24 protein-coding genes are annotated in these 26,336 nt (G+C 61.3%); 7 read left to right on the top strand and 17 right to left on the bottom strand.

Annotation, left to right across the window (positions count from 1 at the left end):
• Positions 1 to 23 precede the first annotated feature (23 nt).
• The 4 genes from TZ03_RS03190 to TZ03_RS03205 are packed head-to-tail and all read right to left on the bottom strand — an operon-like array spanning position 24 to position 2,965.
• Complete coding sequence (locus TZ03_RS03190; RefSeq protein WP_051095700.1) at positions 24 to 908, bottom strand: fumarylacetoacetate hydrolase family protein; 885 nt, start codon at positions 906 to 908, stop codon at positions 24 to 26.
• Position 909: 1 nt separating this feature from the next.
• Positions 910 to 1,860, bottom strand: a complete 951-nt coding sequence (locus TZ03_RS03195; RefSeq protein ID WP_051095801.1) for a VOC family protein — start codon at positions 1,858 to 1,860, stop codon at positions 910 to 912.
• A gap of 58 nt (positions 1,861 to 1,918) precedes the next feature.
• Positions 1,919 to 2,677: an SDR family NAD(P)-dependent oxidoreductase gene (locus TZ03_RS03200; RefSeq protein WP_051095701.1), complete on the bottom strand. Its 759-nt coding sequence runs from the start codon at positions 2,675 to 2,677 to the stop codon at positions 1,919 to 1,921.
• A 51-nt stretch (positions 2,678 to 2,728) separates the two neighbouring features.
• Positions 2,729 to 2,965: a ferredoxin gene (locus tag TZ03_RS03205; RefSeq protein WP_051095702.1), complete on the bottom strand. Its 237-nt coding sequence runs from the start codon at positions 2,963 to 2,965 to the stop codon at positions 2,729 to 2,731.
• Positions 2,966 to 3,272: 307 nt separating this feature from the next.
• On the opposite strand from TZ03_RS03205, the gene TZ03_RS03210 reads away from it, so the two are divergent.
• From TZ03_RS03210 to TZ03_RS03225, 4 genes are all read left to right on the top strand, one after another.
• Positions 3,273 to 4,532: an MFS transporter gene (locus TZ03_RS03210; RefSeq protein ID WP_051095703.1), complete on the top strand. Its 1,260-nt coding sequence runs from the start codon at positions 3,273 to 3,275 to the stop codon at positions 4,530 to 4,532.
• A 23-nt stretch (positions 4,533 to 4,555) separates the two neighbouring features.
• Positions 4,556 to 4,876, top strand: coding sequence for a 2Fe-2S iron-sulfur cluster-binding protein (locus TZ03_RS03215; RefSeq protein ID WP_046785907.1), 321 nt, complete (start codon positions 4,556 to 4,558; stop codon positions 4,874 to 4,876).
• A 20-nt stretch (positions 4,877 to 4,896) separates the two neighbouring features.
• Entirely contained in the window at positions 4,897 to 6,132 is a 1,236-nt protein-coding gene (locus TZ03_RS03220) for an NAD(P)/FAD-dependent oxidoreductase (RefSeq protein ID WP_051095704.1), read from the top strand.
• A gap of 78 nt (positions 6,133 to 6,210) precedes the next feature.
• The gene (locus TZ03_RS03225; protein WP_051095705.1) at positions 6,211 to 7,050 is read left to right on the top strand and encodes an oxidoreductase; all 840 of its coding nucleotides are present in this window, start codon (positions 6,211 to 6,213) and stop codon (positions 7,048 to 7,050) included.
• Here TZ03_RS03225 and TZ03_RS03230 read toward each other — a convergent pair.
• The 5 genes from TZ03_RS03230 to TZ03_RS03250 all read right to left on the bottom strand — a co-directional run bounded on the left by TZ03_RS03230 (position 7,040) and on the right by TZ03_RS03250 (position 11,961).
• Entirely contained in the window at positions 7,040 to 7,390 is a 351-nt protein-coding gene (locus TZ03_RS03230) for a nuclear transport factor 2 family protein (RefSeq protein ID WP_046785904.1), read from the bottom strand. The two genes, TZ03_RS03225 and TZ03_RS03230, sit on opposite strands and share 11 nt — an antisense overlap.
• A 13-nt stretch (positions 7,391 to 7,403) precedes the next feature.
• A complete protein-coding gene (locus TZ03_RS03235; protein WP_051095706.1) occupies positions 7,404 to 8,693 on the bottom strand; it encodes an MFS transporter in 1,290 nt (429 codons plus the stop codon).
• A gap of 30 nt (positions 8,694 to 8,723) precedes the next feature.
• Positions 8,724 to 9,512, bottom strand: coding sequence for an SDR family NAD(P)-dependent oxidoreductase (locus tag TZ03_RS03240; RefSeq protein ID WP_051095707.1), 789 nt, complete (start codon positions 9,510 to 9,512; stop codon positions 8,724 to 8,726).
• Positions 9,513 to 9,594: 82 nt separating this feature from the next.
• A complete protein-coding gene (locus TZ03_RS03245; protein ID WP_051095708.1) occupies positions 9,595 to 10,626 on the bottom strand; it encodes a hypothetical protein in 1,032 nt (343 codons plus the stop codon).
• Positions 10,627 to 10,683: 57 nt separating this feature from the next.
• A complete protein-coding gene (locus tag TZ03_RS03250; protein WP_177328427.1) occupies positions 10,684 to 11,961 on the bottom strand; it encodes a cytochrome P450 in 1,278 nt (425 codons plus the stop codon).
• A 204-nt stretch (positions 11,962 to 12,165) separates the two neighbouring features.
• Between TZ03_RS03250 and TZ03_RS03255 the strand changes: the two genes are divergently transcribed.
• Positions 12,166 to 12,831 carry a TetR/AcrR family transcriptional regulator gene (locus tag TZ03_RS03255; protein ID WP_051095803.1) on the top strand — a complete coding sequence of 222 codons (666 nt, stop codon included), beginning with the start codon at positions 12,166 to 12,168 and terminating at the stop codon, positions 12,829 to 12,831.
• 47 nt (positions 12,832 to 12,878) lie between these two features.
• On the opposite strand, the gene TZ03_RS03260 is transcribed toward TZ03_RS03255, so the two are convergent.
• The 8 genes from TZ03_RS03260 to TZ03_RS03295 form a co-directional block, all read right to left on the bottom strand.
• A complete protein-coding gene (locus TZ03_RS03260) occupies positions 12,879 to 14,483 on the bottom strand; it encodes a phytoene desaturase family protein (RefSeq protein ID WP_051095709.1) in 1,605 nt (534 codons plus the stop codon).
• A 58-nt stretch (positions 14,484 to 14,541) separates the two neighbouring features.
• Positions 14,542 to 15,363, bottom strand: a complete 822-nt coding sequence (locus tag TZ03_RS03265) for an SDR family NAD(P)-dependent oxidoreductase (protein ID WP_051095710.1) — start codon at positions 15,361 to 15,363, stop codon at positions 14,542 to 14,544.
• A 28-nt stretch (positions 15,364 to 15,391) separates the two neighbouring features.
• Positions 15,392 to 16,201 (bottom strand): enoyl-CoA hydratase/isomerase family protein, encoded by an 810-nt coding sequence (locus TZ03_RS03270; RefSeq protein WP_051095711.1) that lies wholly within the window; start codon positions 16,199 to 16,201, stop codon positions 15,392 to 15,394.
• Positions 16,198 to 17,169 (bottom strand): lactoylglutathione lyase, encoded by a 972-nt coding sequence (locus TZ03_RS03275; protein WP_051095712.1) that lies wholly within the window; start codon positions 17,167 to 17,169, stop codon positions 16,198 to 16,200. Before TZ03_RS03275 ends, TZ03_RS03270 begins: the two co-directional genes overlap by 4 nt.
• Positions 17,170 to 17,213: 44 nt before the next feature.
• Positions 17,214 to 19,748: an efflux RND transporter permease subunit gene (locus tag TZ03_RS03280; RefSeq protein ID WP_051095713.1), complete on the bottom strand. Its 2,535-nt coding sequence runs from the start codon at positions 19,746 to 19,748 to the stop codon at positions 17,214 to 17,216.
• A gap of 35 nt (positions 19,749 to 19,783) precedes the next feature.
• Positions 19,784 to 20,905 carry a WD40/YVTN/BNR-like repeat-containing protein gene (locus tag TZ03_RS03285; RefSeq protein WP_051095714.1) on the bottom strand — a complete coding sequence of 374 codons (1,122 nt, stop codon included), beginning with the start codon at positions 20,903 to 20,905 and terminating at the stop codon, positions 19,784 to 19,786.
• A 132-nt stretch (positions 20,906 to 21,037) separates the two neighbouring features.
• On the bottom strand, positions 21,038 to 22,402 hold the full coding sequence (locus tag TZ03_RS03290; protein ID WP_046785895.1) for a DUF1329 domain-containing protein: 1,365 nt from the start codon (positions 22,400 to 22,402) through the stop codon (positions 21,038 to 21,040).
• Positions 22,403 to 22,432: 30 nt separating this feature from the next.
• Positions 22,433 to 24,088: a DUF1302 domain-containing protein gene (locus TZ03_RS03295; RefSeq protein WP_051095715.1), complete on the bottom strand. Its 1,656-nt coding sequence runs from the start codon at positions 24,086 to 24,088 to the stop codon at positions 22,433 to 22,435.
• A gap of 407 nt (positions 24,089 to 24,495) precedes the next feature.
• Between TZ03_RS03295 and TZ03_RS03300 the strand changes: the two genes are divergently transcribed.
• Both TZ03_RS03300 and TZ03_RS03305 read left to right on the top strand, forming a co-directional pair.
• Positions 24,496 to 25,341: an SDR family oxidoreductase gene (locus TZ03_RS03300; protein ID WP_046785893.1), complete on the top strand. Its 846-nt coding sequence runs from the start codon at positions 24,496 to 24,498 to the stop codon at positions 25,339 to 25,341.
• A gap of 10 nt (positions 25,342 to 25,351) precedes the next feature.
• Positions 25,352 to 26,236, top strand: coding sequence for a DMT family transporter (locus TZ03_RS03305; RefSeq protein ID WP_046785892.1), 885 nt, complete (start codon positions 25,352 to 25,354; stop codon positions 26,234 to 26,236).
• Positions 26,237 to 26,336 lie beyond the last annotated feature (100 nt).

Genomic DNA, 26,336 nt, shown 5'->3' on the forward strand with positions numbered 1-26,336 from the left:
TAGAACGTCTTGCCCATCAGGGTTTAGTGATCCAGCGGCAGCCCCAGGCGCCCCACCGCGCGGGCCGGGCCGAGCGGGCACGGCGCAGCAATGGTATTGCGCAGCTGGCCGATGCCGCTGATTTGCGCCACCACCAGGTCACCCGGTTGCAGGAAGCGCCCGCTTTCCAGGCCCACCCCGTGCGTGGAGCCGGTGAACACCAGGTCGCCGGGGCGCAGCTTGATCCGTGCATCCAGGTAATTGAGCAGCTCGTCCAGGGGGAAGATCATGTGCTGGGTATTGTCGTGTTGGCGTACTTCGTCATTGACGCTCAGGCGCATCTCCAGCGCAGGCTGCTGCTCGCCGCCCAGCTCGTCAGCCGTCACGATCCACGGCCCTGCGGGCGTGGTGCAGTCCATGGCCTTCTGGGTCAGTAGGTCGAGCCGCCCGATCTGCTGGCCCGCATCGCGTGCACTGATGTCGTTACCCACAGTGAAACCCAGAAGGCAGGCGCTGGCGCGGGGTTCATCCTGCAGCGCTCGCCCCACCACCGCCACCAGCTCCACCTCGTAATCCAGTTGCCTGGTCAGCGGCGAATAGCTGATCGGGTCATTGGCCCCGACCAAAGCCGACTCGGGCTTGAGGTAGGCCAGTGGGTGTGCCGGGGCCTGACTGCCCAGGCGTTCGAGGTGGCTCAGGTAGTTCAGGCCCACGCCGAACACGCGGCTGCCCGGTTCCAATGGCGGCAGCAAACGTGCCCCGGCCAACGGCAGGCGTTCGCAAGCCAGGTCCAGGGCGTCCAGGTGCAGCCCCGCGCCCAGCCTCGCCCAGCACGCGAACGGCGCCCGAACCCGCCGGCAGTGCTCGCTGCTGGCGTCTACCAATGCCCAGAACGCCTGCCCGCCCAGCTCGATCCGCGCCAGGCGCATGTCACTGCCGGGCCAGGTAGGTAGGCAGATACTCGGCGTCATGGACCTCTTCGGGAGTCTTGACACTCGGTCCCAGGATGGGCCCCACCATCTCGTGGCCCCACAGGCTCAGTTTTTCGGGGTTCAGCTCGTAGGGGTCGCCTTGCCACGGCTCGATTTCAGCAATGGTTTCGAAGGCAAAACCCGAGGGGTTGTAGTGATAGAAGGACAGGTGCGGGTCTTGCGCATGCTGGCCGAGCGTCATCATCATCGGCAGTTCGCGCTGGCGCACGATATCGTAGGTCTCGCCCACATCACGCACGTTGCGAACGAACAGCCCGACGTGCTGGACGCCCATTCGCCCGGGCCCATGGCCATAGGCGATGTCGTGGCTAGTGTGATGGTTGAGCCGGGAGCGGAAGAAGCCGGTACGCCCCTTGCCCGCTCCCGCGCCATACCAGCTGAAGCCCATGACATTGAGCAGGAAGTCTTCAAGTTCCGGGGTGTACTCCGGAGTGATCAGCACCACGTGCCCTGCACCGCGCTCGTCGGCCAGAAAGCCGCTGTGGGGGCGTCCTGGCTGAAATGAACGCGGCAGCCATTTCTGTCCATAAAACAACTCATGTTGGTAGCCGACCGGGTCACGAAAACGCACCACCTCGCGCACGCCGCGGGTCTCGCACAGCTGCGCGTCACCGCGGGTGTAGGCCACGTTGGCGGCCTCGAGCTTCCTGATCCCATCCTCGAACGCCACGCGCCCGATGGCTTCCCAGCCGATATACGCGATGCGGTCAACCTTACCCGGATGGAATGCGAAGCGGTGACGGCGATCATCAATTCTGAAATACAGCGACGCCGGGTCGCCGGGCGGATTTTTGCCGATACCAAAGCCCATCACTTGCGGGCCGTACTCGCGCCAGGCGTCAAGATCAGGGGTTTCGAAGCCCATGTAACCGATACCAATGATGTCCAATTTGTTCACCTTGTTCTTGTTCGAGATGAAACGATGCCAACTATCGCTGTCGCCGCAACTAGACCGCCAGCAGCCCGCCGTCTATGACAAAATCCGAACCGGTAATGAAGGAGGCCTCTTCGGAAGCCACGAACACCGCCAGCGCCACCACCTCTTCAGGTTCCCCGGGGCGGTCCATCAGCACACCGTCGAGCAGCATGGCGCGGGCCTTGGGGTTCTCCAGAAACGCCCGGGTGCCAGGCGTAGCGACGAAGCCAGGACTCAGGCTGACGGCACGAATACCGACGGTTGCTCCCTCCACGGCCAGTTGCCGGGTAAACGACACTACCGCGCCTTTGGCTGCCGCGTGGGCACTGATACCGGCCACCTTCGAGCCGCCCCAGGCCGCAGTGGAAGACACGTTGATAATCACCCCGCGCTGCTCGGCCAGGTATGCCCAGGCGTACTTGGTGGTATAGAACAGCAGGTCGATTTCATTACGCAGGGTGTACTGCCAGTCTTCGATCGACAGCTCACTCACCAGGCCGAAGCGCGCTGCTGAGGCGTTGTTGTAGAGAACATCAATGCGCCCGTGCTCGGCGACGGCCGCCTCGATCCACGCCCTGGCCTGCTCGTGATCGCCCAGGTCCACGGGGGCAGAGCCATACAAGGTAAACCCCTCGTCGCTCATCAGGGCACGGGTCTGTTCGTGGCCCTCGGCATTGAAGTCGCAGCCGACCACGATCGCCCCTTCACGAGCAAAGCGCAGCGCTGCCGCACGGCCTTGGCCGCCTCCGGTGCCGGTAATCAGGGCCACCTTGTTGTGTAAACGTCCCATCAGCACATCCTCAACTCGTTGGTTATCACACCCTCGCAAGTGAGTGCGCACTCAAGCGGGGCTGTCTTGCGCGTCGATGGGCTCCAGCCATACCGCTTCGGCCGGGCAAGCGGCAGCGCCCTCGCGGGCATCCTCCTCAAGTTCGGGGGGCACCCGGGCGTCATCGAAGTAGACCAGGCCGTCGGCATCGAGCTTGTACACACTGGGGCAAATGGTGGCGCACAGGCCGTAACCACAGCAGCGGCTACGGTCGGCAACAGCTTTGAACTGCGCTTTTTCTGAACTCATTTTTTTCTCCTTATCAGGTTCAGCTCCAGCAAATTATGAACACTTATTTATTTTATGTGCAATTTATTTTTAACGAGGATATGCTCAGCCTCAGTTGCAGCAGTGAACCACGGTTGCGTCCTGGCAAACCCTCTGCGGTCAGCGCGATCTTGAACAGAGCGTGACCCAGGGTGATTCAACCGGGTGCGCGGCGCAGCACATTCGTTTGTCTGTGAGTCATACGGCTGTGCTGGACAAACCGGAAATCACGGTTTTCATACAAAAAATGCAGTGTTTGGCTCAACAAAACCTACAAGGAAGCCAACTCATGAACCCTTCGAAAAACCAGGCGGCCATCGACCTGCACGAGTTCCGGCAAAGCTGGAGAATCCTGCTTCTGTCAGTTGCCGGCGTGGCCATCAGCATCAATGCCGCGCTTCTGTACGGCTTTGGCACGCTAGTGGTGCCGCTGGGCGATGCCTTTGGCTGGGGCAAAAGCGAATTGCAGGCGTGCATCACCTTCCTGTTTGGCGGAGCGGTGGTATCGCTGCAACTAGTGGGCTGGTTCAACCTGCGCTTTGGCATGAAGCGTGTCACCGTGGTGTCCCTGTTGCTGCTGTCGGTCGGCTACCTGGCCACCACCCAGGTCAGCTCGTCGATCTGGTCGATGTACCTGGCCTTTGCGCTGCTGCCGATCGTGGGCATGGGCGCACTGGCCGTGACCTGGACCCAACTGATCAGCCTTTGGTACGACCGAAATCGCGGCCTGGCGCTGGCCATTGGCCTGTCAGGTACCGGCGTCACCGCCGCCAGCGTTCCCCGTCTGATGGCCTGGGGCATAGAGCTGTGGGACTGGCGTGCGGCCTTCGTGATCCTTGCGCTGCTCAACCTGCTGGTGCTGCTGCCGCTGATCCTGCTGTGGTTCAAGCTGCCCAAGGCGGCCGATACCACCCGGCAGGACGCCCTGGCGCAGCTGCCGGGCATGAGCTTTCGCGAAGGCATGGGCTCGCTGAAATTCTGGACCTGCAACCTGGCGCTGGGCCTGGTAATTTCGTCGATTGTCGGCATGGTCACCAGCACGGTGCCGATGCTCCAAGCCAAGGGGCTATCGGCGGCGGATGCGGCCACCATTTTCAGCGGCTTCGGTATTTCGCTGATCCTGGGGCGTATGGTCATCGGCTATCTGCTCGACCGCCTGTGGCCGCCGGTGGTCTCAGCGTGCAGCCTGCTGCTGCCCGCTGTCGGCTGCCTGGTATACCTGAGTGGCACCACCGAGTTCATGCCCCTGATGCTGGCAGCCGTGCTGGTCGGGTTCGGCGCCGGGGCAGAGTTCGATATCGCCGCGTTCCTGATTGCGCGCTACTTCGGCCTGCGTGAATACGGCCGGTTATTCGGTGTGCACCAGGGCCTCAATACCGTGGCATCGGCCTTGGCGCCGCTGCTGTTCGCCTTCCTATTCGCACGTACCGGCTCATACACCGCCATGCTGGTGTACAGCGCCGCATGCTGCGTGGTCGGCCCGCTGTTGCTACTGACCCTTGGACGAGTGCCGCGCTTCGACGCGCAGCCCTTGCCCAGCCACTCCTGAGCCCACAAGAAACGGAGCAGAACATGCCCACACTGACCTTTATCGAACATAACGGCACCCACCATCAGGTCAACGGCGAAGTCGGCCAGTCGGTCATGCAGGCCGCCACGTTCGCCAGCGTGCCGGGCCTGCCTGCCGATTGCGGCGGCGCCTGCAGCTGCGCCACATGCCACACCTACGTAGACGAAGCGTGGCTGCACAAGGTGCAGGCACCGGAAAGCATGGAGAGTGACATGCTCGAGTACGCCTTCGAGCGTCGTGACAACAGCCGCCTGAGCTGCCAACTGATTATCAGTGAAGACATGGAAGGCATGGTACTGCACCTGCCCTCTTCGCAATTCTGAATGCGTTGCAAGGAGTACTCATGACCCTCGCCTCAGTCGTTATCGTCGGTGCCGGCCAAGCCGGGTTCCAGGTAGCCGCATCGCTGCGCCAGGAAGGCTATGAAGGCCGTATCACCCTGATCGGCAATGAACCCGGCCTGCCCTACCAACGCCCACCACTGTCCAAAGCCTACCTGCTCGGCAAGATCCAGGAAAACAACCTGCTATTCCGCCCGGCCGAGTTCTACGCCACCCAGCGCATCGAGCTGCTGCACGACCCAGCCACCGCCATCGACCGGCTCAACCGCCGCGTGGTGCTGGCTTCCGGCACCGCCCTGAGCTATGACCACCTGATACTGGCGACCGGCGCGCACAACCGCCCGCTGCCAGTGCCTGGCGCGGAGCTGTCTCAGGTGTTCGGCATCAAGACCAAGGCCGATGCCGACGCCCTGGCGCCGCTGGCCAGGCAGGCCCGCAACGTGGTGGTGGTCGGCGCAGGCTTTATCGGCCTCGAGTTTGCCGCGGTAGCCGCCACCCAGGGTGCGCAGGTGCATGTGCTGGAGCTGGGCGAGCGCCCCATGGCGCGTGCGGTGTCGCGGGAAATGTCCGAGCTGTTTCGCCAGGCGCATGAGCAGTGGGGCGTGCACTTCGATTTCCGCCAAGGCCTTGCCCGCATTCTCGACGACAACGGCAAGGTGTGCGGCGTGCAAACCGCAGATGGCCGCACCCTGCCGGCTGACCTGGTGGTATTCGGCATCGGCGTTATCCCCAATACGCAACTGGCCACCGAGGCCGGCCTGGACATCGAGAACGGCATCAAGGTGGATGCCCACCTACTCACCTCTGACCCACAGATTTCCGCACTCGGTGATGTGGCCAGCTTTCCATGTGTACAGAACGAAGAGCAGCACACCCGCCTCGAGTCGGTGCAGAACGCCATTGACCAGGCGCGTACCGTGGCCGCGCGCCTGATGGGTAAGCCCTCGCCCTACGCCGCCCTACCCTGGTTCTGGACCGATCAAGGTGACCTAAAGCTGCAGATCGCCGGGCTGTCCAACGGCTACGACAGCACGGTTGTGCTCGGTTCTGCCCATGACCGGCAACTTTCGGTGCTGTGCTTTCGCAATGAGCGCTTGGTGGCTGTGGAGTCTTGCAACCGCCTGGGCGACCACATGGCCGCGCGCAAGATTCTCGCCCGCGCGCCCAGGCTGACGGCGGCTCAAGCAGCAGCCGAAGGTTTCGACCTCAAGACTTGGGAAGCGGCTAACCGCGACTGACAGCCCTCACCCACATCTCGCCGCACTGTACCCCCAAGGGCCCAGCGCGGCGTTTGCGCAACCTGATGGAGCGATGCAATGAACAAGGTCTGGTTTGTTACCGGTGCGGGCCGCGGGTTGGGCGCCGCCATTGCCAGGGCGGCATTGGCGGACGGTGACTGCGTGGTGGTCAGTGGCCGGCGCCTGGCGCACCTGCAAGGCATGTTTGCCGAGTACGGCGACCGGGTGCTGGCGATGCCCCTTGAAGTCAGCAATCAAGCGCAGGCATTGGCTGCCGTGGAGCAGGCAGTGGCCCGCTTCGGTCGAATCGACGTGCTGGTCAACAACGCCGGGTATGGCCAACTGGCACCCTTCGAGGACAACCTGCCGAGCGATGCCGAAAAGCAGTTCGCCACCAATGTGTTCGGTGTGTTCAACGTGTGCCGCGCCGTGCTGCCGGTGATGCGCACACAACGTAGCGGCCACCTGTTCAATGTGTCGTCCATGGCCGGTGTGTTAGGCATGGGAGGCGCCGCACTATACTGCGCCTCCAAATTCGCGGTGGAGGGGTTCTCCGAAGCCCTGGCCCAGGAGGTAGCCCAGTTCGGCATCAAGGTCACGCTGGTGGAACCCGGGGTGTTTCGCACCGACTTTCTCGATGCCAGCTCCGCCATGTTCGGTGACCGCGGGCTGCAGGACTACGCCGCGTTCACGGCCAAGGTCAAGGCTGCGTCGGCTGCCGGCAACCATCAACAGGCCGGCAACCCGGCGAAGCTGGGCGAGGCCCTGGTGCGCCTGGCCAACACCGACCAGCCACCATTGCGCTACCTGGCCGGTTCCGACGCCTACAGCCAGATCAGCGTCAAACTCACCGGAATGCTCGCTCAGATAGAAGCCTGGCGCGAGCTCTCCTGTTCTACCGATGGTGCTACTGGTTGATGAAGTAACGCACGGACAACCGCCCCCCTTCGAACCGGTACAGCTCGATCGTCTCTATGCCACCGTCCTGCTCGCGAAAAGCGTTCAAGTGGTGGCACGCCACTTCATTGCCATTGATGATGCATTGGCGCACCTCGACCCGAACTTTAGGTTGCTGTTGCGCCCACATGCCCTCCAGCACCTGCCAAGCGTCATGCTGCGGCTTGCCAACATACTCGATACTCAAGCCATTGGGTGACACGCTGCGGTAGTGGGCAAAAAAGCCTTCCTTGTCGCCGCGGTTCCAGCAGTCGACCTGGCCGTGCAGAAAGTCTTCGATCACGTGTTTGTCCATTGTCATGTAAGGGTCGTCCCTAGGCAGTTTGTTGTTTGAGCTGACGCTGCAGCGCTTGAAATGCCGGTTCCATTCTCAGCCACAGCAGAATGATCGGGCCGATGATGGCGCAGAAGAAGCAGCTCACTAGTACTGCCGAATAGCTGCCGTACACATCGAACAGGTGGCCGAAAAGCATCGGCACCAGGCCGGACACGATGGTGATCAGGCACAGGTGCAGGCCAAAGATGCGCGCGTAGTCCTTCAGGCCGAAGTAGCGCGCCATCAGAAACGCCGCCAGGTCGAACTCGGCGCCAGCACTGGCACCGATGCACAGGGTGGCCAGCATCAACAGCGGTACGTGCTGCGAGCCGCCAAAAAAGAAGATTGCGCACCCCAGTGCCGGTAACGCAAGGCTCACCGCCGCCACCAGCGACGGCGAGTAGCGGTCCAGCAGGTACCCCACCAGCAGGCGCCCGCCAATGATCGAAATGCCGAACGTACTGAAGATCTGGCTGGCCTGCTGCGCGCTCAGGCCCTTGCTTTGCAGCATCGGCACAATGTTGGTGACCATGCCCACTGTCAATGACACTGATAGGATCAACGCGATATTGAAACCCCAGTACTTGCCCGAGCACAGCGCCTGTCTGAAGCTCATGCCCGACAACGACGGCTGCGGCTGCGCCGTCAAAGGGTCGGCCACGGCGACCTCGACCGGCATGCGCAACCACATCAACGCCAGCGGCAGCGTGAACAGCAGCGGCATCGCCCCCAGGGCAATGAAACCGGCCTGCCAGCCATAGGCACCTATCAGCCGGGACAATAACGGAGGCAGGATCATCGCCATCAGACCGGTGCCGCACAGGATCACCGCCAGGGCCAGCCCCCGGTTACGCTCGAACCACAGGTTGACCAGCTGCGTCCAAGTGATGGCGATGGTACCGGCACACACGATCGGCATGCTGAAGAACGCCAGGTACAACCAGGCGATTGACCCCTGGATCTGGGTCATGGCGAAGTAGCCGACGATCTGCAGCATGATCGAGACGATGGCGACCCGACGCAGGCCGTAGCGCCGATACAGCCAACCGACCATCTGGGTGGAGATGGCCACCCCGGCGAACAGAAAGGAAATCGAAGCCTGCAAGTCGCCCCGGCTCCAGCCGAAGGCCTGTTCCAGCGGAATCACCAGGGTGCCGAACGCATACAGCAAGGCGGCGGTGATGCTGGTGCAGATGCCGAACAGCCCCAACAGCACCACGCGCCAGCCGCGCCTGAATTCGGAAAAATCGTTGCCAGCGCGTTGGCGCTCACGTGTGTCTGTAGTCATGCACTTTCACTCCCGTAGCAGCGCGGCGCGTTACTGGCCCTTGAGGATTTCTTCGACCTTGGGCAACGCCACCATGGTGGCGCCCCCGTCCACCAGCAACGAGGTGCCAGTGATATACGACGCCTCGTTGGAGGTCAGGAACAGCACCGCATTGGCAATGTCGGCAGACTCGCCCAGACGCCCGACCGGAAAATGCGCCGCCAGCTTGTGAGGCAGCTCCTCGCCCAAGGTTTCGAGCATGTGATCAGTGCCAATAAGGCCGGGCTCGACCACGTTAACCAGAATGTTCATGGCGCCGAATTCCACCGCCAGCCCACGGGCGAAGGCATTCATGAAAGCTTTGCTGGAACCATAGGCGATCAGCCGCGGGGTGTATTTGCGGTTGGCTTCACCGGAGGAGATAAAGATCAGCCGGCCCTTGTCTGGGGCCTTGGATAGGTACGGCGCGCTGTCCTTGGCCAGCCAGAACAGCGACTGGATATTGCTGCGCACGATGTGATCGAACGCGTCGTCCGGCATCTCGGCGATCAACCCGTGACGGGTGTCGGCGGCGCAGTGCACCACGATATCCAGGCCGCCGAACTGCGCCACGCCGCCCTCGACCATCGACCTGATGGCCTCGCGGTCGGCAATGTCGCCGCCCACCAGGCATGCCTGGGCGCCCAGTGCGCGGATCTGCTCGACGGTGTCTTCACCGTAGCGCGCAGTACGTGCCGAGACCACCACCTGCGCCCCTTCGCGCGCGTAGGCCAGTGCAATCGCCCGACCCATGCCACGACCCGCACCGGTTACCAGTACTACTTTGTCGCGAAACTTCATCGCGGTTCCCCGTTGTTGTTATTGGTTGAGGGTTTTGCTTTATGCATACGCCTGCCCACCGAGGCAGGCGCACAGTGCAGCGTTACAGATCCTTGCCAGGCACATTACGCGCCGAACCGTTGCGCCGGTCAGATTCACCCCAGCCCAGCCAGTGCGACGGCTCACGGGTATCGCCCACCCGACGCCAGCGCCCTTCCTGCTGGGCAGTGATCGGGAAGCCGCCGACAAAATCGATCATCTCGCCCCGCTCGTCCGGCAGGAACTCCCATTCTTCCTTGCCTTCCAGTACGATCCGCGCCGACTTCAGGAAGTAGCTACCGTCCCTGTGCTCGGTCTGGCCTTCGATGTCGGTGGTCACCCGCACTTCGCCTTTTTCATTGTTGAAGAAGGCATAGCCGAGATGGTCGTGGCCGACCATGAACGAGCCGGTATCCCAGGTGCCGTCCTTGTACACGGTGACGAACGACCACCAGATCACGTGCTTGTTATTGTTCACCACCAGGTCTTTCTTGAAATGGATGGCGCCGCCTTCAGCCATATAGAACTGGTCCAGCGCCAGCGCACCTTTGACCGGCCGACCCTCACATACGCCCGCCACGTCCCACAACTGCGAAACATAGAACGTACCCCACTCCACGCCCGGCAAGTACCATTGCAAACCCGGCCCGAGCAGGCGACCCTCGATAGCGAACAGGCCCTCCTCCTTCCAGGTCAGGCGTTCGCTGCTGGCAGTGATTTCCCAGGCATTGCCCGGTTCCCCCGGTTGGCTGGCCCAGCGCGCGGTATCACCGTCGAGGCTGTGCACGGGCATGGGCGTTAGCGCCTGTTTGGCCATCTTCTCGTGGTCCATGCGCAGGTTGACCTTGTCGACATGGTTGTTCAGGTAAAAGAACTTGGTCGGGTTCGGCGTGCCGTTGGGGGCCATCAGCGAGCGAACGAAGGAATAGATGTTGCCTTGCTCATCGCGCACCGATCCGAAGGGTGAGCTCTTGCTCAGGTGCAGGCCGAAAAAACCGCGCTCGGCCGACATCGAGGCGCCGCTTACCTTGTGCGGGCCCACCAGTTGCTGGAAGCCGAAGTCGCCGCGCTCTGGAATGGTCTTGAACGTTCTCATAGTGCCCTCTGTTGTTTTTGTAAGGCCGTAAAGCTGAATGTGGTATCCGAGGTAGGCTCAGTCCCAGATCACTGGCAACCTGGATACGCCGCGCAGCTGCGCGCCGCTAATCATCGGCAGCGGTTGGCTGGGGTCCAGGCGCAGGTTGGGCAACAGGTCGAGGATGGCGTTGACCGCGCAACTGATCTCGACCTTGGCGACAAACTGGCCGATACACATGTGCGGACCGAAACCGAAGCCGAAGGAAGGCTTGGGCTTGCGGTCGATGTCGAACACGTCAGGGTTTTCGAAGGCGTCTTCGTCGCGGTTGGCCGACACCACCATGCACTGCACGAACGAACCCTTGGGGATTTTTACGCCATGGAATTCGACGTCCTTGGCCGTCTCGCGCACCTTGAAGGTGGCCACCGGCTCGAAGCGCGTGGTTTCGTCCATCAGCTTGGCAATCAGGCTGCGGTCGGCATTGACCCGCTCCAGCAGGCCCGGCGTGGTCAGCAGCAGGGTCATGACCGAGCCGAACATGCGCGTGGTGGTTTCACCTGCCGCCGGCAGCAACGAGCGAGTAAAGGTGATGACCTCATGGTCGTTCAGCGTGCGCCCCTCGTATTCGGCGCGCAGTAGGCGGCCCACCACGTCGTCGCCCTGGCTGCCCGCCTGACGGCGTTGCACCACCACTTCGGCCAGCGCGTCGTATAGCCCTTTAACCGCGATCCCGGCCTGGCGGCGCGCCTCGACCATCTTGCTCGGGTCGATCTGGTTGCCCCCCACGATGGCCAGTGCCCAGGCCGCGTACTGCTTGTATTTGGACGGGTCGTCGGAGGGGAACCCCATCAGTGCGTACATGATGCGAATCGGCAGCTCCAGGCCGAACTTCATCAGGTCGGCCTTTTTCGCCGGCAGCATCGGATGGATATATTCCTCGCGGATCACCTGGTCGATCTGCGGACGCCACTTGTTGACCGTTTCGGGCATGAACGCCGGTTGCAACAAGGCGCGCACCTTGCGGTGCTCGTCACCGTCCATAGCCAGGATGATCAGTCCATCAAAAAACGCACCAAGGCCCTCAGCGATGAAACCGTTGGTGTAGGTGGCGCCGTCGCGCAGCACGCTCATCACGTCCTGGTACTTGAACAACGCGAAGGTCGGGCGCGTGCCCTGCTGAGTGCCCGCATTGGTCGGCACGCCGAACTGGGTGATGAAATCGCCTTCGTAGATGGGTGATTTCAATCGTTGCTCGCGGCACACCGCGTGAATGTCCAGATCGGTACCGCGGTACATTTCCGACACGGCGTTGTACGCCGTTGCCAGGTCCAGGGCTGCACTTTCGTTGCTCATCAGGATCTCCTGTGTTGTTTTTATTCTTGCCTGCGCACCGATATTTCTGCGCTTTACGTAGGATGTATCGCCTGCCAACCTATGGTATGCCCTTGTCTGTGAGGGGCGGCTCCGATTCGTTTGACTCGGGGTCAAACGAAGGCAGCCGGGTAAATGCTTCAAGGTGTGAACAACAAGGGCCAACACCGGCATGAGGAGTCCAGGGTGGTAGTCAAAGCAACAGACGGTGTCGAACAGGGCAAGCGCAGCACGATGAAACGGCTGCTCGCGGCTGCACGTGTGGAGTTCGCCAAGAAAGGCCTGGCTGGGGCACGGGTGGAAGAAATAGCTCGGGAGGCCGGCGTCACCAAACAGCTGGTCTACCACTACTACGGTTCCAAGGAAGGCCTGTTCGTAGCGGTACTGGACGAGTCGTCGAGCCACATCATGTCCGAGCTGGTGAACCTGGAGGTCGAGCAACTGCCACCGCCTGTGGCGCTGCGTGCCGTCCTCAATCACTTCTTCGACCAGTACCGGCTCGACCCCTTCCTCGGCAGCCTGGCGCTGGAGGGCATTCGCTATCACGACGCCCACGAAACACCTCGTAATCATTTCCAAGAAATGGCGCCGGCACTGATTGCCAAGCTCGAGGCCATCCTGCGCAGGGGCGCCGCCAGCGGGGATTTTCGCGCCGACATCAACCCACGCCTGCTACTGGCCTGTGCCTCGCTGGTGACCACGGGCTGGTTCACCAACCGCTATTCGATGTCGACCCTCGCCGGCCTGGATACCGACTCTGCCGAAGGCATGATCACCTGGCGCCAGTACTCGGCCGACTTCGTCATTGCGAGCCTGTCTCTGGGCGCAGAAAAGAAAACCGGCAGCGTCTGACGGCTGCCGGTTTCGTCTGCCTGCGGCCCCTGTAGACGGGGCGCGTTTCAGCGCCGCGACTTGCTCAGGTAGCGGCTGACCCGCCTGGCCGCCAGCCGGCCTGCCATGCCATTGACCCCGCCCCCAGGATGGATGCCCGCACTGCCCAAGTACAACCCCGCCACCGGCAGCGTATCGCCACCCAGGCCGTGCGCCGGGCGCATGGTGCTGGAGCGCATCGAAGTGGTATCGATATGCACCACGCAACCATTCACGGTATTCAGGCGCGCGGTGAAGTCCGGGGCAGCCTCGATGCGTCGGCCGATGATTTGCCCCTCGATACCGTCGACATAGGCGTACAACTGCTCGATCACCTGATCAGCCACTCGCTCACGCAGGGCATCCCACCCTTCATTCGGGTTGACCGGCATCACCGGTGGGTAGATGTACAGCACATCCTGGCCCTCAGGCGCCTGTGACGGGTCGGCGGCGCTGGGTACGGCCATGGTGATGTAGGGCAAGGTCGGCACTTCGGCCCGCGCACAGGCGGCAAAGTTCTCCAGCACGGCCTCTTCGGTGCCGATCAGCAGACAGGTGTTGCGCAAGTCGACACCATCGCCGCGCACCGCCTCGAAGCGTGGCAGCGAAATCTGCCCGCGTAGGGCCACATCCACCTTCAACGGGCCCGAGCCCTTGGCGTTGGCCGGGGCCATGGCGATGCGGGTCAGCAGATGCTTGGGAAGCTGACCGGCAGTGACCATCTCCAGCGCCGGCCGGGGGTGGCAGCCGGCAATCACGGCGCGGGCAGAGAAGGTACGGCCATCGGCCAATTTCACGCCTTTGACCACGCCGTCACTGGCCACGATTTCACTGACGCTGGCCGACACCAGCACCTGGCCGCCCAACGCCTCCAGGCGGGCCCGCATGGCATTGCTCAACTGCTGCATGCCGCCCATCACCCGCCCCACACCGAAGCGGTGCAGGAACCCCAGCAGAGCGTAGTAGATGCCACCGCCGTCGGCTGTGATGTCGCCCGCAAGCCCGGTAAGCGCGCACATCGCAGAGCGGGTGATCGGATGCTCGAATCGTTCGCGCGCCGCCTGCAGAGCCGACCCAGTCATCAGCGCCATCAGTTCGGGCTTCAGGGCCTTATGCCTGATTGCTGTGGCGACCATCCGCAGTTTAACCCCCAGGTTGGCCTTGGCCGGATCGACCCGCATCATCGGCAGCGCGATCTCCAGGAACAGGTCGATGACCTTCATGAATTCAAGAAACGCGTCGGCGTCGCGGGTGCTGAAGCGGCGGATCTCGGCAGCGGTACGCTCGCGGTCACGCCAGAAGATCAGCGATTGGCCGTCCGGGTGCAGATACACATACCCCGGCGCCAGTTCCACCGACTTGAAGCCGTGTTGCTCCAGGCCAAGCTCCGCCGGCACATGGGCGTGCACGCGCATCGACATCATGTCCAGCGCGCAGGGGTGAACCAGGTGCTGCGGCGCCTCAGGTATCAGGTAGCCCGAGGAGGCCATGCCGCCCACCTTGTCCAGGGCTTCGAGCACCAGCACTTTCTTGCCTTCCATGCCCAGATAGCAGCCAGCAGACAGGCCATTGGTGCCGCCACCGACCACGATCACATCGAAATCAGGGTTTACTGCGAGTTGCGTCTGGTTCATCACATGCTTCCAAGTCGAAGGTCAGCCGGGGCGACGCAGGCACGCGTCGCGGCGGGGGTCACATGCCAGTTCGGCCCATCTGCGCGAATAGCGAGCGCATGGCCACCAATGAAGGGGTGTGGGTACTGAACCCGCCATCGGCCACCAGTGTGCTGCCGGTAACGAAGGACGACTCGTCGCTGGCCAGGAACGCCACCACATCGGCGATCTGGCGCGGGGTGCCTAGTTCGGCGGTACAGTGGTTGTCGCGCAGGATGTCTAGCAACGCCGCCGGCATGGCGTGCTCGGAGGGCGCCAAACCGATCTGTACGGCATTGCCGCGAATGCCCTGCTTGCCGTACTGCGAGGCCACCATGCGCGGTAACATCATCAGGCCGGCCTTGGAGGTAGCGTAACCGGTCAGGGACATGTCACCCTGCATGCCGAGCCCCGAGGTGGCGAAAATGATCGAGCCCTTGCCCAGTTCCAGCATGGCCGGGATCACGTGCTTGGTGCACAACACCGCGCCGCGCAGGTTAACGGCGATGGCGCGGTCCCAGGCCGCCATGTCGAGATTGACGAAATCGCGGTCTGCCTGGCGCTGCTCGGCATTGAGGATTGCCGCATTGTTGTGCAGTACGTCGATACGACCAAACCGCTTCCTGACCTGGGCAACCATCGCCTGGACGTCGGCCTCCGACGACACGTCGGTGCGAATCGCCAACGCCTGGTGCCCTTCGTCGAGCAACGATTGGGCAACCGCCGTAGCCCCGTCCAGGTTGATGTCGACCACGGCGATGCTCGCGCCATGGGAGGCGAGCACGCGGGCGCATTCTGCCCCCAACCCGCCACCGGCGCCCGTGATGATGGCCACCCGTCCTGCCAGCTTGCCTGTACTCATGTGGATTTCCTTGTTGTAAGTGAGCCCGTCACTCGCCGGTGAAACGCGGCTCACGTCGTTCGCTAAAGGCCTGGGCAGCCTCGCGCGCGTCGTGGGTAGGTGCCAGCAGCGCGAACAAGTCGAGCTCCAGGTTCAGTCCGCTCTTGAGGTCCAACTCCAGCGCGGCACGGGCCGCCTGCTTGACGAAGGCCGATGCGGTGGGCGGCTTGGCGGCGATACGCCGGGCAAAGGTCGTGACCTCCTCCAGCAGGCCGTGGTTGTCGCTGGCCACCCGACTCACCAGCCCGATGCGCTGCGCTTGCGCTGCATTCATGCGATCACCAGAAAGCAGCATGTCCAGTGCCTGGCCCGGTGCGACCACACGCGACAGGCGTTGCGTGCCGCCGCCACCGGGGATCAGCCCCAGGCCGGTTTCCGGCAGCGCAAACACCGCATTGGGCGCCGCGAAGCGAATGTCGCAGGCCAGCGCCAGCTCCAGCCCGCCGCCCATGCAGTAGCCGTGGATGGCCGCGATCACCGGCTTGGCGATACCGTCCAGAGCTTCGATCCAGCGCATCTTTTCCATGCGCTGGCGTACCTGAAGGCTGGATTCAGGGCCACGGCGTTCCTTGATGTCGGCGCCAGCGCAGAAGCCGCGCTCGCCTTCACCACGAATCACGATCACGCGAATCTCGGGGTCTTGCTGCAGCAGGGTCAGCGCCTGCGGTACCCCCTGACGAATCGCGTCATTGATGGCGTTGATCTGGTTGGGGCGAGTCAGCACCACCCAGCCGACCCGTGCGTCACACTCCACGCGCACCGCCTCGTTGATCACCTGCTCGCTCAGCGCTGTGCTCATGCAGGGCACTCCTCGAACTCGAACACCTGACCATTGAGCTCTTGCGGGTCGACCTTGATCAGCGCCCGGCCGCCCACCGCCTGCGACGACTCAACCCACTCAAAGCGGGTGCCACGGGCACGCAGGTCCTCGACCTTGGCGGCCAAGTCATTGACGCCGATGCGGATGTAGTAAGGGCCCGGTCCCCAGTTGTTGACGTAATGGCCGGCATCGGTGTTCCAGTGAGTGGCCTCCAGCACATCGAGGGTGGCGCTGTTGGGCACGCTGAAACCCATGCGTGCACGACGATATCCTTCACCGGCGATATGCTCCACCGGCCCGCTCGGTTCCCAGTCCAGGTTGGTGGAGATCTTGCGCAGGGTTTCATCCAGGTCTCGTACCAGGAACCCACGGGCGGTCACGCGCACCATGTCGCCGGGCTTGAGATCTCGCGGCTTGACCGGCGGCAGTTGGTAGGTTTCGGCCGGCATCTGCAATGGCTCGGTCGGCATGATCTCGATGCACAGGCCCCCGTCCACGGACGGCTGGTAACAGGGCTTCTCGGGGGTCGCACCGAGCCACAAGCGATCGAATGGCATTTCCGGGGTACGCTGCGCCATGCGAAAAGGCAGGCGACGGCGCATCAGCTTGTCCACCAGCGCATCGAACTTGTTGCCATGCAGCGCCAGCACGATGGAGTGGGTCAGCATGGGCCGATGGCGGCCTTGGTAGTCCTTTAGACTCTCCAGGAACTCATGGAACAGCGGGTCACCCGGGTTGGGGCGATCCAGGTGCCACTGCGGCTCAATGCGCGTGGGCGACACGGCCAGAGACTTGTGCACCCGCAGAAAGTGCGCAATGTACGGGTGATTGTCGAACGCCTGGCGCCAGCGTTCGTGCTTGTAGATACCGAGCTTGTCGACCAGTATTTCCGTCATGGCGTCCGGGTCCGGCACCATCATGTCGGCACTCATCAGTAATTCGAACATTTCTCTCTCCTCGAAAGGGTTGGCAAGGCCTATACCCGGCCTTTTTAGTCAGCGGGCACGCCGCGTACGGTGGGCGTGGGCAATGCATGGCGTTTGGCCACGCTCGCAGGCTTGTCGGGGCGCTGCTGCACGCGGGCCTCGTCAAGATCCAGGGTGGCCCCGGCCTTGGCGTTGCGTCTGGGGTTGAGCAGGTAATGTGACAGTGCCGGGATCAGCACCAGCGCCCCGAGCATGTTCCACAGGAACATGAAGGTCAGCAGGATGCCCATGTCGGCCTGGAACTTGATGGGTGACCAGGCCCAGGTGATCACCCCGGCCGCCATGGTCAGGCCGACCAGCGCGACCACGCGGCCGGTGAAGTCCAGCGAACGACGGTAGGCGACTGCCAGGCTGGCGCCGCGCTCCTGCACCGCCAGCTGGACGCTGAGCAGGTACAGCGCATAGTCCACGCCGACCCCGACGCCCACCGCAATGACCGGCAACGTCGCGACCTTCAGGCCGATGCCCAACCACACCATCAGCGCCTTGCAGATGATCGTGGTCATCAGCAGAGGGATCAGCGCAACCACCGTCGCGCGCCAGCTGCGGAACGTCAGCAGGCACAGCAGCGCCGTTGCGCCGTACACCGCCAGGTACATGGTGATGATGCCCTTCTCGACCTCGATGTTGGTTGCGGCCTCGATGCCGGCATTGCCCGCTGCCAGCAGGAACTCCACTGGGTTATCGGCGTCCGCACCGGTGTTGTTTTCCTTGGCGAACGCTTCCGATACTTTCAGAATCCGGCTCAAGGTGTCTGCCTTGTGATCGGCCAGGTAGGCGATCATTGGGGTAACCGAACACTGCTGATTGGTGATCCCAGGGGCGGAAATCATTGCCGCATCCACCGCCGCGTTGGTAATGGCCTGGTCGCGACTGATACTGAGCCATTTCGGGCTGCCCTCGGCCATACCCGAACTGATCATGCGCACGGTTTCGGCCAGAGACTGGGTGGTCTGCACCCCCGGAGTCCGGTTAAGCTGCCAGGCCAACTTGTCCATGCGTTGCAAAGCCTGGTAAAGCCTGCAACTGTCTTCGTCGGTTTTCATGATGACCACGAACTGGTCACTGGAGAGCCCGTAATTCTGGGTAATGAAGGCATTGTCGCGGTTGTAGCGTGAGTCCGGGCGCAGCTCGGGAGCCCCTGGATCCAGGTCGCCCACCTTCAGGTGCATCATCACCATGCTGCCCAGCAGTGTCACCACCAGCGACAAAACAATGATCGTGGTGGCCATCGGGCGCTCGGTAAAACGGTCCAGGCCACGCCAGACACGCCCTAAAATACCTTGTCCGGCCTCCCCCGCCTGGTCCTTGGCGATTGCGATGCGCGCGGCTTTGGCACTCACGCCCAGGTACGACAACGCCACCGGAATCAACAGCAACTTGGTGAAGATGAGTACCGCCACACCGATGCTCGTGGTCAGGGCCAGATCGCGGATCACTGGGATGTCGATGATGACCAGCACCGCAAAGCCGACGATATTGGTCAACAGCGCGGTGAGCCCGGTCAGGAACAGGCGACGGAACGTGTAACGCGCCGCCACGTACTTGTGTGTACCGCGGCCGATGTCCTGGAGAATGCCGTTCATCTTCTGGGTGCCATGGGAGATGCCAATGGCGAAGATCAGGAACGGCACCAGAATCGAGTAGGGGTCCAGATCGTAACCCAGCAGTTGCATCAGCCCCAGCAGCCAGACCACGCCAGCCACCGCCACGCCTACCAGCAGCAGCGTGCTGCGCAGGCAACGGGTGTAGAAGTACACGAACACCCCGGCGATCACTACCGAAGCACCAAAGAACAGCATGACCGAATACAGACCATCGATCAGGTCGCCCACCAGCTTGCTGAAGCCAACGATGTGGATGCCGATCTTGTCGCTCTCCAACGCGCGAATCTTCTCTTCGAGCTGTTTGGAGAACACGCCGTAGTCCAGCGGCTCGCCGGTTTGCGGGTTGGTATCGAGCAGCGGTGCCACGAGCATGCTCGACTTGCTGTCGTTGGCCACCAGATTGCCGATGATGCCGGCGCGTGTGATGTTACGACGCAAGGCCTGGATGGATTGTTCGCTGCCGTCGTAGTCCGATGGCATCACCGCCCCGCCATCGATGCCCTCTTCCGTGACCTCCTTCCAGCGCACGATGGGCATCCACAACGACTTCATCCATGAGCGGTCTACGCCAGGAATCAGGTACAACGTGTCGTTGACCTTCTGTAGAGCCAGCAGATAGTCGGCGTCGTAGATATCGCCCGTCTTGTTCTCGACCACCACACGAACGCTGTTCCCCAGGCCCGGCAACTGGTTCTTGTAAGCCAGGTAGTTCTTGATGTACGGGCTGGAGCTTGGAATCATCTTTTCAAAGCTGGCGTTCACCTGCAGCTGTGCAGCGAAGAAGCCCAGCACCACGGTGGCGAGCAGGCAGGCAACGATGACCAACATGCGGTTACGGAAGATCACCCGCTCAAACCAGCCGCCGGAGCTTTTATCGAAGTCCTCCAGGTGGGTGATCACTGGCATCCCGCTGTTGAATTTTTGCTCGACCATGTTTTCTTTCTCGTTAGGGAATCGTGCCGACGGCGTCAGTTAGCCCGGGCGATATCGATGACCTTGGCACCGGCAAAGCGTGCCACCACTAGCCGCCCGGCCTGCTTCGTGTCGCTTGCTGCATACACCTCGCCCACGCGCGTTTGTACCAGCGGAGTGACCTTGAGACTGTGGAGATCCAGACTGACCAGTTGCCCGCCCTGGCTCACCATCACTAGCGCCGGTCCTTGCTCCACAATGCTGACCAGGCTGGTGTCGATCCCGGTTTCTATCTGCTGCCACTGCTGGCCATCATCAACACTTGCGAACAAATTGCCGCGCAGCCCGTAGGCCAGCAGCAGGTTTTCAAAGGCGGCGATGCCAAAATAGGTGCCGGTGTAGGGCGTCTCGATTTTTTCAAAGCGCTGTTGGCCAGGCTCAAGGCGCAGCAATACACCCTGTTCTCCGCTGATGTAGAACGTGCCATTGCGCTCCGCCAGTCCATACAAATGCATTCTGCGTGGGTTGTCTGCGCGCTCGAGCCAGGGTTGCCAGGTGCTGCCGGCATCCTCACTTCGAAGGATCATGCCAAAGGCACCTACGACGAAGCCGCGACCGCTGGCGTCAAATAACACGTCCAGCAAGGGCGCCGGTATCACAGCGGGTGTCGCGGACGTAGCCACCGCGCGGTTTACCTCCTGGACCAGATCGCCGGCTTCCTGGTCGCCCTGTTCGGCCCGCCGGCCATAGACACTGCCAAGCAGGCTGAACAACTTGCGCCCATCCATCTGCACGACCCATGTGGCGCCGCCGTCACTGCTGTGCAACACCACTGAGTCGTGGCCGACAATCCAGCCGTTTCGCGCATCGCTGAAGCGCACTTGAACGAAGTCACTGGACACCGGGCTGGTGACTTGCTCCCAGCTGGTGCCATTGTCGTGGGAGCGTTGAATCAGGCCGTGCAGGCCGACACCGACCAGCACGTCGCCGGCGCGGGCCACGCTGATCAACGGTGCGGCCAGCGGCTGTGCGAGTGTCGGCGCCTGCATTTCAAGCGGATCAATGGTGGGCGTGCCAGCCTGGGTTGTCCCCATCATGGCCAGCCACAAAGGAATCAGAGCCGCACTCAACAAGTGCACACTCAAAGAATTAGGTCTTGCTAGGCCTTGGCTAATCATTGTTTTTATCCTCACCATGCCAGAGTCGCCCTGCTACCCGACAACAAGCGCCACTCATTGCCGGGCTCAGGAACAACGTTTTCAACTGCGAACCACTTTGCACGCGCGCAGCTCACAACCAGCCCGGAGGGCTTAGCGCTGGGTCTCCCGAGCGACAATTGCCTCGGGGTTCATGTCCCGTTCGGTTCGTGGTGTATCGACGAACTTGTAGCCGCCCTTCAACCCGTCGTTGAGCAGCGCCCACATGCCTTTGTTGAAGTCATACACGACGTTTTTCACGTTGTACGGCAAGTTTTTGTCGTACAACTGCACACCACTGAGGAAGATCGCGCGATACAAGGCACCGCTTTGGTCCCAGGCGTCGTACAGCCCAATCCCAAAGGTGTCCTCGTCTAGGTAATAAGTTCGCTTGCTGTAGACGTGTCGCTTGCCCGGCTTGAGCGTGGCCTCGACAACCCATACACGGTGCAACTCCCAACGCTCGCACGCCGGATTGGCATGGTGCTTAAGGAATTGCTCGTCCTGGTTGCACTCGAAGTAGAACTTGTAGGCGTTGTAAGGAATGAACATCTCCTTTCGGCCCACCAGCTTGTAATCGAAACGGTCCTGACTGCCCGAGAACATTTGCAGCTCATCGAACAGCGTAACCCCGCCTTGGCTAGCGACTGGCGTATCGAAAGCAAACTCCGGCGCCAGCTTCACCCGCCGCTGGCCAGGCGAATAACTGAAGGCTCGACGCGCTTTGGCCGCAGGGTCCAGATAATCGTTGAGTACGGTGACTTCACCCGAACGGCGTGCCGGATAGTTGTTCAGTGAATACACACGGGCATACATCATTGGATCGCGGTCGGCCTGCGTAGGCTGATAGTAGGGCTGCTCTTCGAACGTGGCTTGCTCGGCAGCCTTGGTCCGCTGACCATTCGCATCCATCACCCAGCTATTAGAGGAGCTGGTGGTGGAGTACCCGGGGCCGATCTTGTATCGCAGTTGCTGGTTCCAGATAACCTCGTTGCCAGTCTTCGGAATCGGGAATGGCAACCCTCCACGGCAGGCCGGGTCGACTGCCAGCCCGTCTCTCTGTGTGTTACAAGTGGTGGCGTTGCGTACCGTGGCATCCAACACCTCCTTTGGATATGCCGTGGTGCGGTGGCTCGGATAGATATCGAAGTAGTACTCCGGGTATTTCTTGAGGATTTCCTTTTGTCCTTCACTGAGCTTGTCAGCGTATTGGGCCATATTCTGCGAAGTGATGCGGAACAAGGGTTTCTCATTGCGGAATGGATCGGCCCAGAACCCGCTGTCTGGTTTGAAATCTGGCGGTGCAGTACGCAACCCGCCATCGTAGGCAGGGATCGTGCCCTCTGCATTTCCCTCTTTGATCGCACCGAAAAGGGTCAGGGTTTTACCTAGCTGCGCCGCTTCCTCCGGGCTGACCGCGGCCACGCTGCAGGTAGCGATGCCGAACAGCGCCAGGGACAAGGCCAATTGTCTTTTCATTCGGGCAGTCTCCGTTTTTATTGGATTTGTTCAGAAGGAGGTTTTGAATGTGAATGCCAACCAGCCCCGGTCTGTATTACCAACGCCGCCATTGCCGCCGACGGTGCCATTTGCCAGGTTCTTGGGTTGGGCGCGGGTATCGGCGTAACGTAGGCCGAATTCATACTGTTGCTGATAGGTGAACTTCACACCAGCCGACCAGGACATCGCACCTTCACTGCCGCCACCAGCCGAGGCAGCGTTACCATGAATGCCATAGTTGATGGTCAGAGGTACGTCCATGTCCCAAGATGGGAAGATGCTCAGGTATTGCGGCGTGTAGTTGACTGCCACCGCGTAGTAGTCGCGCGTCGAGCAACCATCGGACGCGTCGCCGGAGCCGGCGACACCGGGTGTACGGGCGTCCGTACAGGCGGCATTGCCCTTGTACTTGAACAACTCGTCATGCTCGGTCACCTTGACCAGGTGACTGTAGGCAAACTCGCCAACCAAGGTCGCGTTATTGGCAATGAAGTTGCGTGGCATGCCATACACGGCGTTAGCGATAAAGTGGATGGTGTCACCACGCGGCCCCTCGTCATCCAGCGTGCTGACACCAGTGGCGTTCAATGCGCCGTTCTTGCGGTATGACAGCTCCGTGCCCACGGCCACCGAATCGAACACACGAGCAAAACTGATACCGGCAAGCTTGACCCCGCGGGGGTACACGACGCGGTACTCACCCAGGTTCGCCTTGACCTGCGGTGCGAGCCAAGGCTGATAGTCGTCGAACTGGCGGTAGTAGAAGCCGAAGGTCGATTCGATCGCCTCAACGTTGTATTTGGCCATCACGCCCCAGTTGGCATTACTGTCGCGACCATACTTGGAGGAGGCGCGCTTGAGTGCCCCAGCACCGGCTGGCATCTGATCCGGACCTTCGAACAGGAAGTCTGCACCGCCGAAGTAGGTCCCGCCGTAGGGAATACGGGTGTAGTCCCACTCATAGAAGTACTGGCCGGCGATGGAAAGATGATCAGTGACCTGGGCCTTGGCAGATATCTGGCCGATGGGCAGAAATACTTCTTTTGTCTCGATACCCGGGCTGGTAGCGGCTTTTACACCGTCGCTCGGGGCCTGAGAGTAGGAAACTGAGTGTGCACCGAACAGCAGGCCCTCGCCCCAGTAGTTGGTATGGCGACCGATCTTGACGTTAAGCGGTGTATCGCCTACCTGAAAGTTTTTCCACACGAACGCATCGAGGATTTCACCAGAAGGTCCTCTGACATAGCGCTTGACCTCATCGCTGTAGTGACCATTTTCGTAGCTGGTCTGGCCACCCACCTGGCTGTGGACCTTGGTGTCACGGTAGGCATTGTCGTACCAGCCAGCAGCACTCAGGCGTGCCCCCCATTCGTTCAGGTAGGAGAAATCCACTTCGCTCAACACATCGAGTCGATTTGTAACGATATCGCCTTTGTCGAATTTGCTGTCGGACTCGTCGTAGGTCGGGGTCCGCATGATGCGGTGGTCTTGGTCTTCCATGCGCACGCCCAAGTTGTAGCGGACGGTATTGTCCCAACGCAGGCGGTAGTCAGGGTTGCTCAGGTCAAACGAAACAGCGTGCGCTCCACTCATCCCGCCGAGCACTGCCAGCGCTAGCGCGCTGCGGCTAAACACATGCCTTCCCTGCTTGGTCATGTCTTTCATACGGCACCTTTTATTTTTATTTTCAGTCGTTTGTATAAGGCCAAGTACTGGCTACAGCCGTGCTGACGTACTGCTACCTCACCTGCCTAAGCAGCTCGGGTGAGCTTGTCGGCAGGTTTCACCGGTGAAGCGCGCCCATGGCTTGATTTCAAATTAACCGAGAAAAACAAATAATTCCATATAAAGATTTCAATTCTGTATTTAGAATCTCAGTCGATTTTTTTGTTGCCGCTGATCGCCCCCGGTGTCAGAGGGCATGGAGAAAAGCATGGTCAATACTGCACACAAAAATGCTAACTGTTCAATTATGTTTTGCTCAACCGGCTTTTTTCCGGTAAACAAGCCACTGAAGACACCCGCAACGTGCCTGCGTCAATCCAACAAGAATCACAAGGAGCTTGCCCCGCATGAACATCGATCTGAGCGGAAAACGCGTGATTGTCACTGGTGCTTCACGCGGTATAGGCCTTGCGATAGCCCGTGCCTTCGCACTGGAAGGTGCCCGTGTGGCCATCTGCGCACGTAGCTTGGCGGCCGTCCGCGAAGCGGAAGCACAACTGCAGGAACATGCGCAGGCGGTACTGGCCCGAGCCGTGGATGTCACGGACACTCAGGGTGTTCAACATTTCGTCGGTGAGGTGGTGCAGACCTGGGGAGGCGTGGACATTTTGGTAAATAACGCGGGCCAGGGGCGTGGGGGCAACCTAGAGACCCTCACGCCGGAAGCCATCCTTGAACACGCCAATGTGTTGCAGATGGGGCATTTTCGCTTCGTCCAGGCTGTGGTGCCGTTCATGCGGCAACAGCGCTGGGGGCGGATCATCGAGATCAATGCCCTGGCCGGCACCGTGCCGACCCCCGACGGGATCCCTTCGGTGATCAACCGTGCATCATGTGTAGCGCTTTCGCGCTCGCTGGGCATGTCGCTGGCCAAGGACAATATTCTCGTCAATAGCCTGAACATGGGCTGGATCGACACTGGCCAGTGGGACCGCCACTACAAGGAGATGGGCCCCGGGGTCAGCCGTGAGGAGTTCGATGCGATGGTTATGAAGGTGGTGCCGATCGGCCGTTATGGCAAACCGGAAGATGTTGCAGGCATGGTGTTGTTCCTTTCCAGCGAATACGCCAGTTTCATCAGCGCGGCTTCGATAGACATTGCCGGGGGCATGGGTGGCCAGATTGCCTACTTCCCGACACTCAAGCGTGATTTTGCCGCGGCACTGGCCGCTCGAAACACCGACAGCCACTAAAGCGCCCGTAATGAAGCTGCTGTTTCCAGTGCTTGCCACACTGATCTGGGCTGCCAGTACCGTGGTCAATCGCCTGTCGGTGGGGGTGATAGATCCCGCGGCCATTTCGTTCTATCGCTGGTTGACCGCATTGCTGGTGTTGTCACCAGTCATGCTGCCCAGGGTCTGGAGAATGCGCCAGAGGATACGGCCATACCTGCCCAAACTATGGCTACTGGGATTGCTCGGCATGTCGCTGTATCAGTCTCTGGCCTACTTTGCTGCACATACGGTCAGTGCCACCTCAATGGGATTGATCCTGGCGACCATGCCCTTGCTGACGGTACTGGTAGCCTTCCCGCTGCTGAACACACGCCCCACCCTGCCGTTACTGACAGGCACGGCAGTTTCATTCGCAGGGTTGGCATGGTTGCTGACCGCGGGCCACCTGCCATCGCTCTGGCAGCGCGGGGTGGGTCTGGGTGAATGGCTGATGCTGCTGGCGTCACTGTCCTACGCCCTTTATTGCGTGCTGGTGAAGCGCTGGCAAATCCCCCTGCCCACCTGGGAAAGCCTTTATGTACAGATACTCTGCGGCACGTTAATGCTGGTACCGCCATTTTTGCTTACATCATCGATGGCCCTGAGCGCTCAGAGCCTGCCGCTGGTTCTGTTTGCTGGTCTATTCGCTTCGGCGTTGGCACCGGGCCTGTGGATGCAAGGCCTGCAACGCCTGGGCCCGGAAAAAACCGCGGCACTGATGAATCTGGTCCCTCTCTTCACCGCAGCCTTGGCGATTGGGCTGCTCGGTGAGCCATTGCACCTGTATCACGCGGTAGGCGGCGGACTGATTCTGCTGGGAATTGCATTGGCCCAATGGCAACCCGTACGGGTCACCGCAAGTACCCTGCCCTAAGCCACTAGGAGTCGATTGCGGAGCGCGTCCAAGCCGTAACGATCTATACCGCTCAAGCGCGCCAGGTAGTACTCCAGTCCGCCATACTCAGCCTCGCTTA

The organism is Pseudomonas sp. 10-1B, from assembly GCF_000935045.1.
GTDB lineage: Bacteria > Pseudomonadota > Gammaproteobacteria > Pseudomonadales > Pseudomonadaceae > Aquipseudomonas.

What these genes read in the sequence shown, in the direction of transcription:
- TZ03_RS03235 (WP_051095706.1), bottom strand. Translation starts at nt 8,693, where the DNA reads ATGACTACAGACACACGTGAGCGCCAACGCGCTGGCAACGATTTTTCC.
- TZ03_RS03225 (WP_051095705.1), top strand. Translation starts at nt 6,211, where the DNA reads ATGAACAAGGTCTGGTTTGTTACCGGTGCGGGCCGCGGGTTGGGCGCC.
- TZ03_RS03290 (WP_046785895.1), bottom strand. Translation starts at nt 22,402, where the DNA reads ATGAAAAGACAATTGGCCTTGTCCCTGGCGCTGTTCGGCATCGCTACC.
- TZ03_RS03260 (WP_051095709.1), bottom strand. Translation starts at nt 14,483, where the DNA reads ATGAACCAGACGCAACTCGCAGTAAACCCTGATTTCGATGTGATCGTG.
- TZ03_RS03300 (WP_046785893.1), top strand. Translation starts at nt 24,496, where the DNA reads ATGAACATCGATCTGAGCGGAAAACGCGTGATTGTCACTGGTGCTTCA.
- TZ03_RS03275 (WP_051095712.1), bottom strand. Translation starts at nt 17,169, where the DNA reads ATGTTCGAATTACTGATGAGTGCCGACATGATGGTGCCGGACCCGGAC.
- TZ03_RS03220 (WP_051095704.1), top strand. Translation starts at nt 4,897, where the DNA reads ATGACCCTCGCCTCAGTCGTTATCGTCGGTGCCGGCCAAGCCGGGTTC.
- TZ03_RS03200 (WP_051095701.1), bottom strand. Translation starts at nt 2,677, where the DNA reads ATGGGACGTTTACACAACAAGGTGGCCCTGATTACCGGCACCGGAGGC.
- TZ03_RS03245 (WP_051095708.1), bottom strand. Translation starts at nt 10,626, where the DNA reads ATGAGAACGTTCAAGACCATTCCAGAGCGCGGCGACTTCGGCTTCCAG.
- TZ03_RS03250 (WP_177328427.1), bottom strand. Translation starts at nt 11,961, where the DNA reads ATGAGCAACGAAAGTGCAGCCCTGGACCTGGCAACGGCGTACAACGCC.
- TZ03_RS03305 (WP_046785892.1), top strand. Translation starts at nt 25,352, where the DNA reads ATGAAGCTGCTGTTTCCAGTGCTTGCCACACTGATCTGGGCTGCCAGT.
- TZ03_RS03295 (WP_051095715.1), bottom strand. Translation starts at nt 24,088, where the DNA reads ATGAAAGACATGACCAAGCAGGGAAGGCATGTGTTTAGCCGCAGCGCG.
- TZ03_RS03280 (WP_051095713.1), bottom strand. Translation starts at nt 19,748, where the DNA reads ATGGTCGAGCAAAAATTCAACAGCGGGATGCCAGTGATCACCCACCTG.
- TZ03_RS03205 (WP_051095702.1), bottom strand. Translation starts at nt 2,965, where the DNA reads ATGAGTTCAGAAAAAGCGCAGTTCAAAGCTGTTGCCGACCGTAGCCGC.
- TZ03_RS03190 (WP_051095700.1), bottom strand. Translation starts at nt 908, where the DNA reads ATGCGCCTGGCGCGGATCGAGCTGGGCGGGCAGGCGTTCTGGGCATTG.
- TZ03_RS03240 (WP_051095707.1), bottom strand. Translation starts at nt 9,512, where the DNA reads ATGAAGTTTCGCGACAAAGTAGTACTGGTAACCGGTGCGGGTCGTGGC.
- TZ03_RS03215 (WP_046785907.1), top strand. Translation starts at nt 4,556, where the DNA reads ATGCCCACACTGACCTTTATCGAACATAACGGCACCCACCATCAGGTC.
- TZ03_RS03270 (WP_051095711.1), bottom strand. Translation starts at nt 16,201, where the DNA reads ATGAGCACAGCGCTGAGCGAGCAGGTGATCAACGAGGCGGTGCGCGTG.
- TZ03_RS03265 (WP_051095710.1), bottom strand. Translation starts at nt 15,363, where the DNA reads ATGAGTACAGGCAAGCTGGCAGGACGGGTGGCCATCATCACGGGCGCC.
- TZ03_RS03285 (WP_051095714.1), bottom strand. Translation starts at nt 20,905, where the DNA reads ATGATTAGCCAAGGCCTAGCAAGACCTAATTCTTTGAGTGTGCACTTG.
- TZ03_RS03230 (WP_046785904.1), bottom strand. Translation starts at nt 7,390, where the DNA reads ATGACAATGGACAAACACGTGATCGAAGACTTTCTGCACGGCCAGGTC.
- TZ03_RS03210 (WP_051095703.1), top strand. Translation starts at nt 3,273, where the DNA reads ATGAACCCTTCGAAAAACCAGGCGGCCATCGACCTGCACGAGTTCCGG.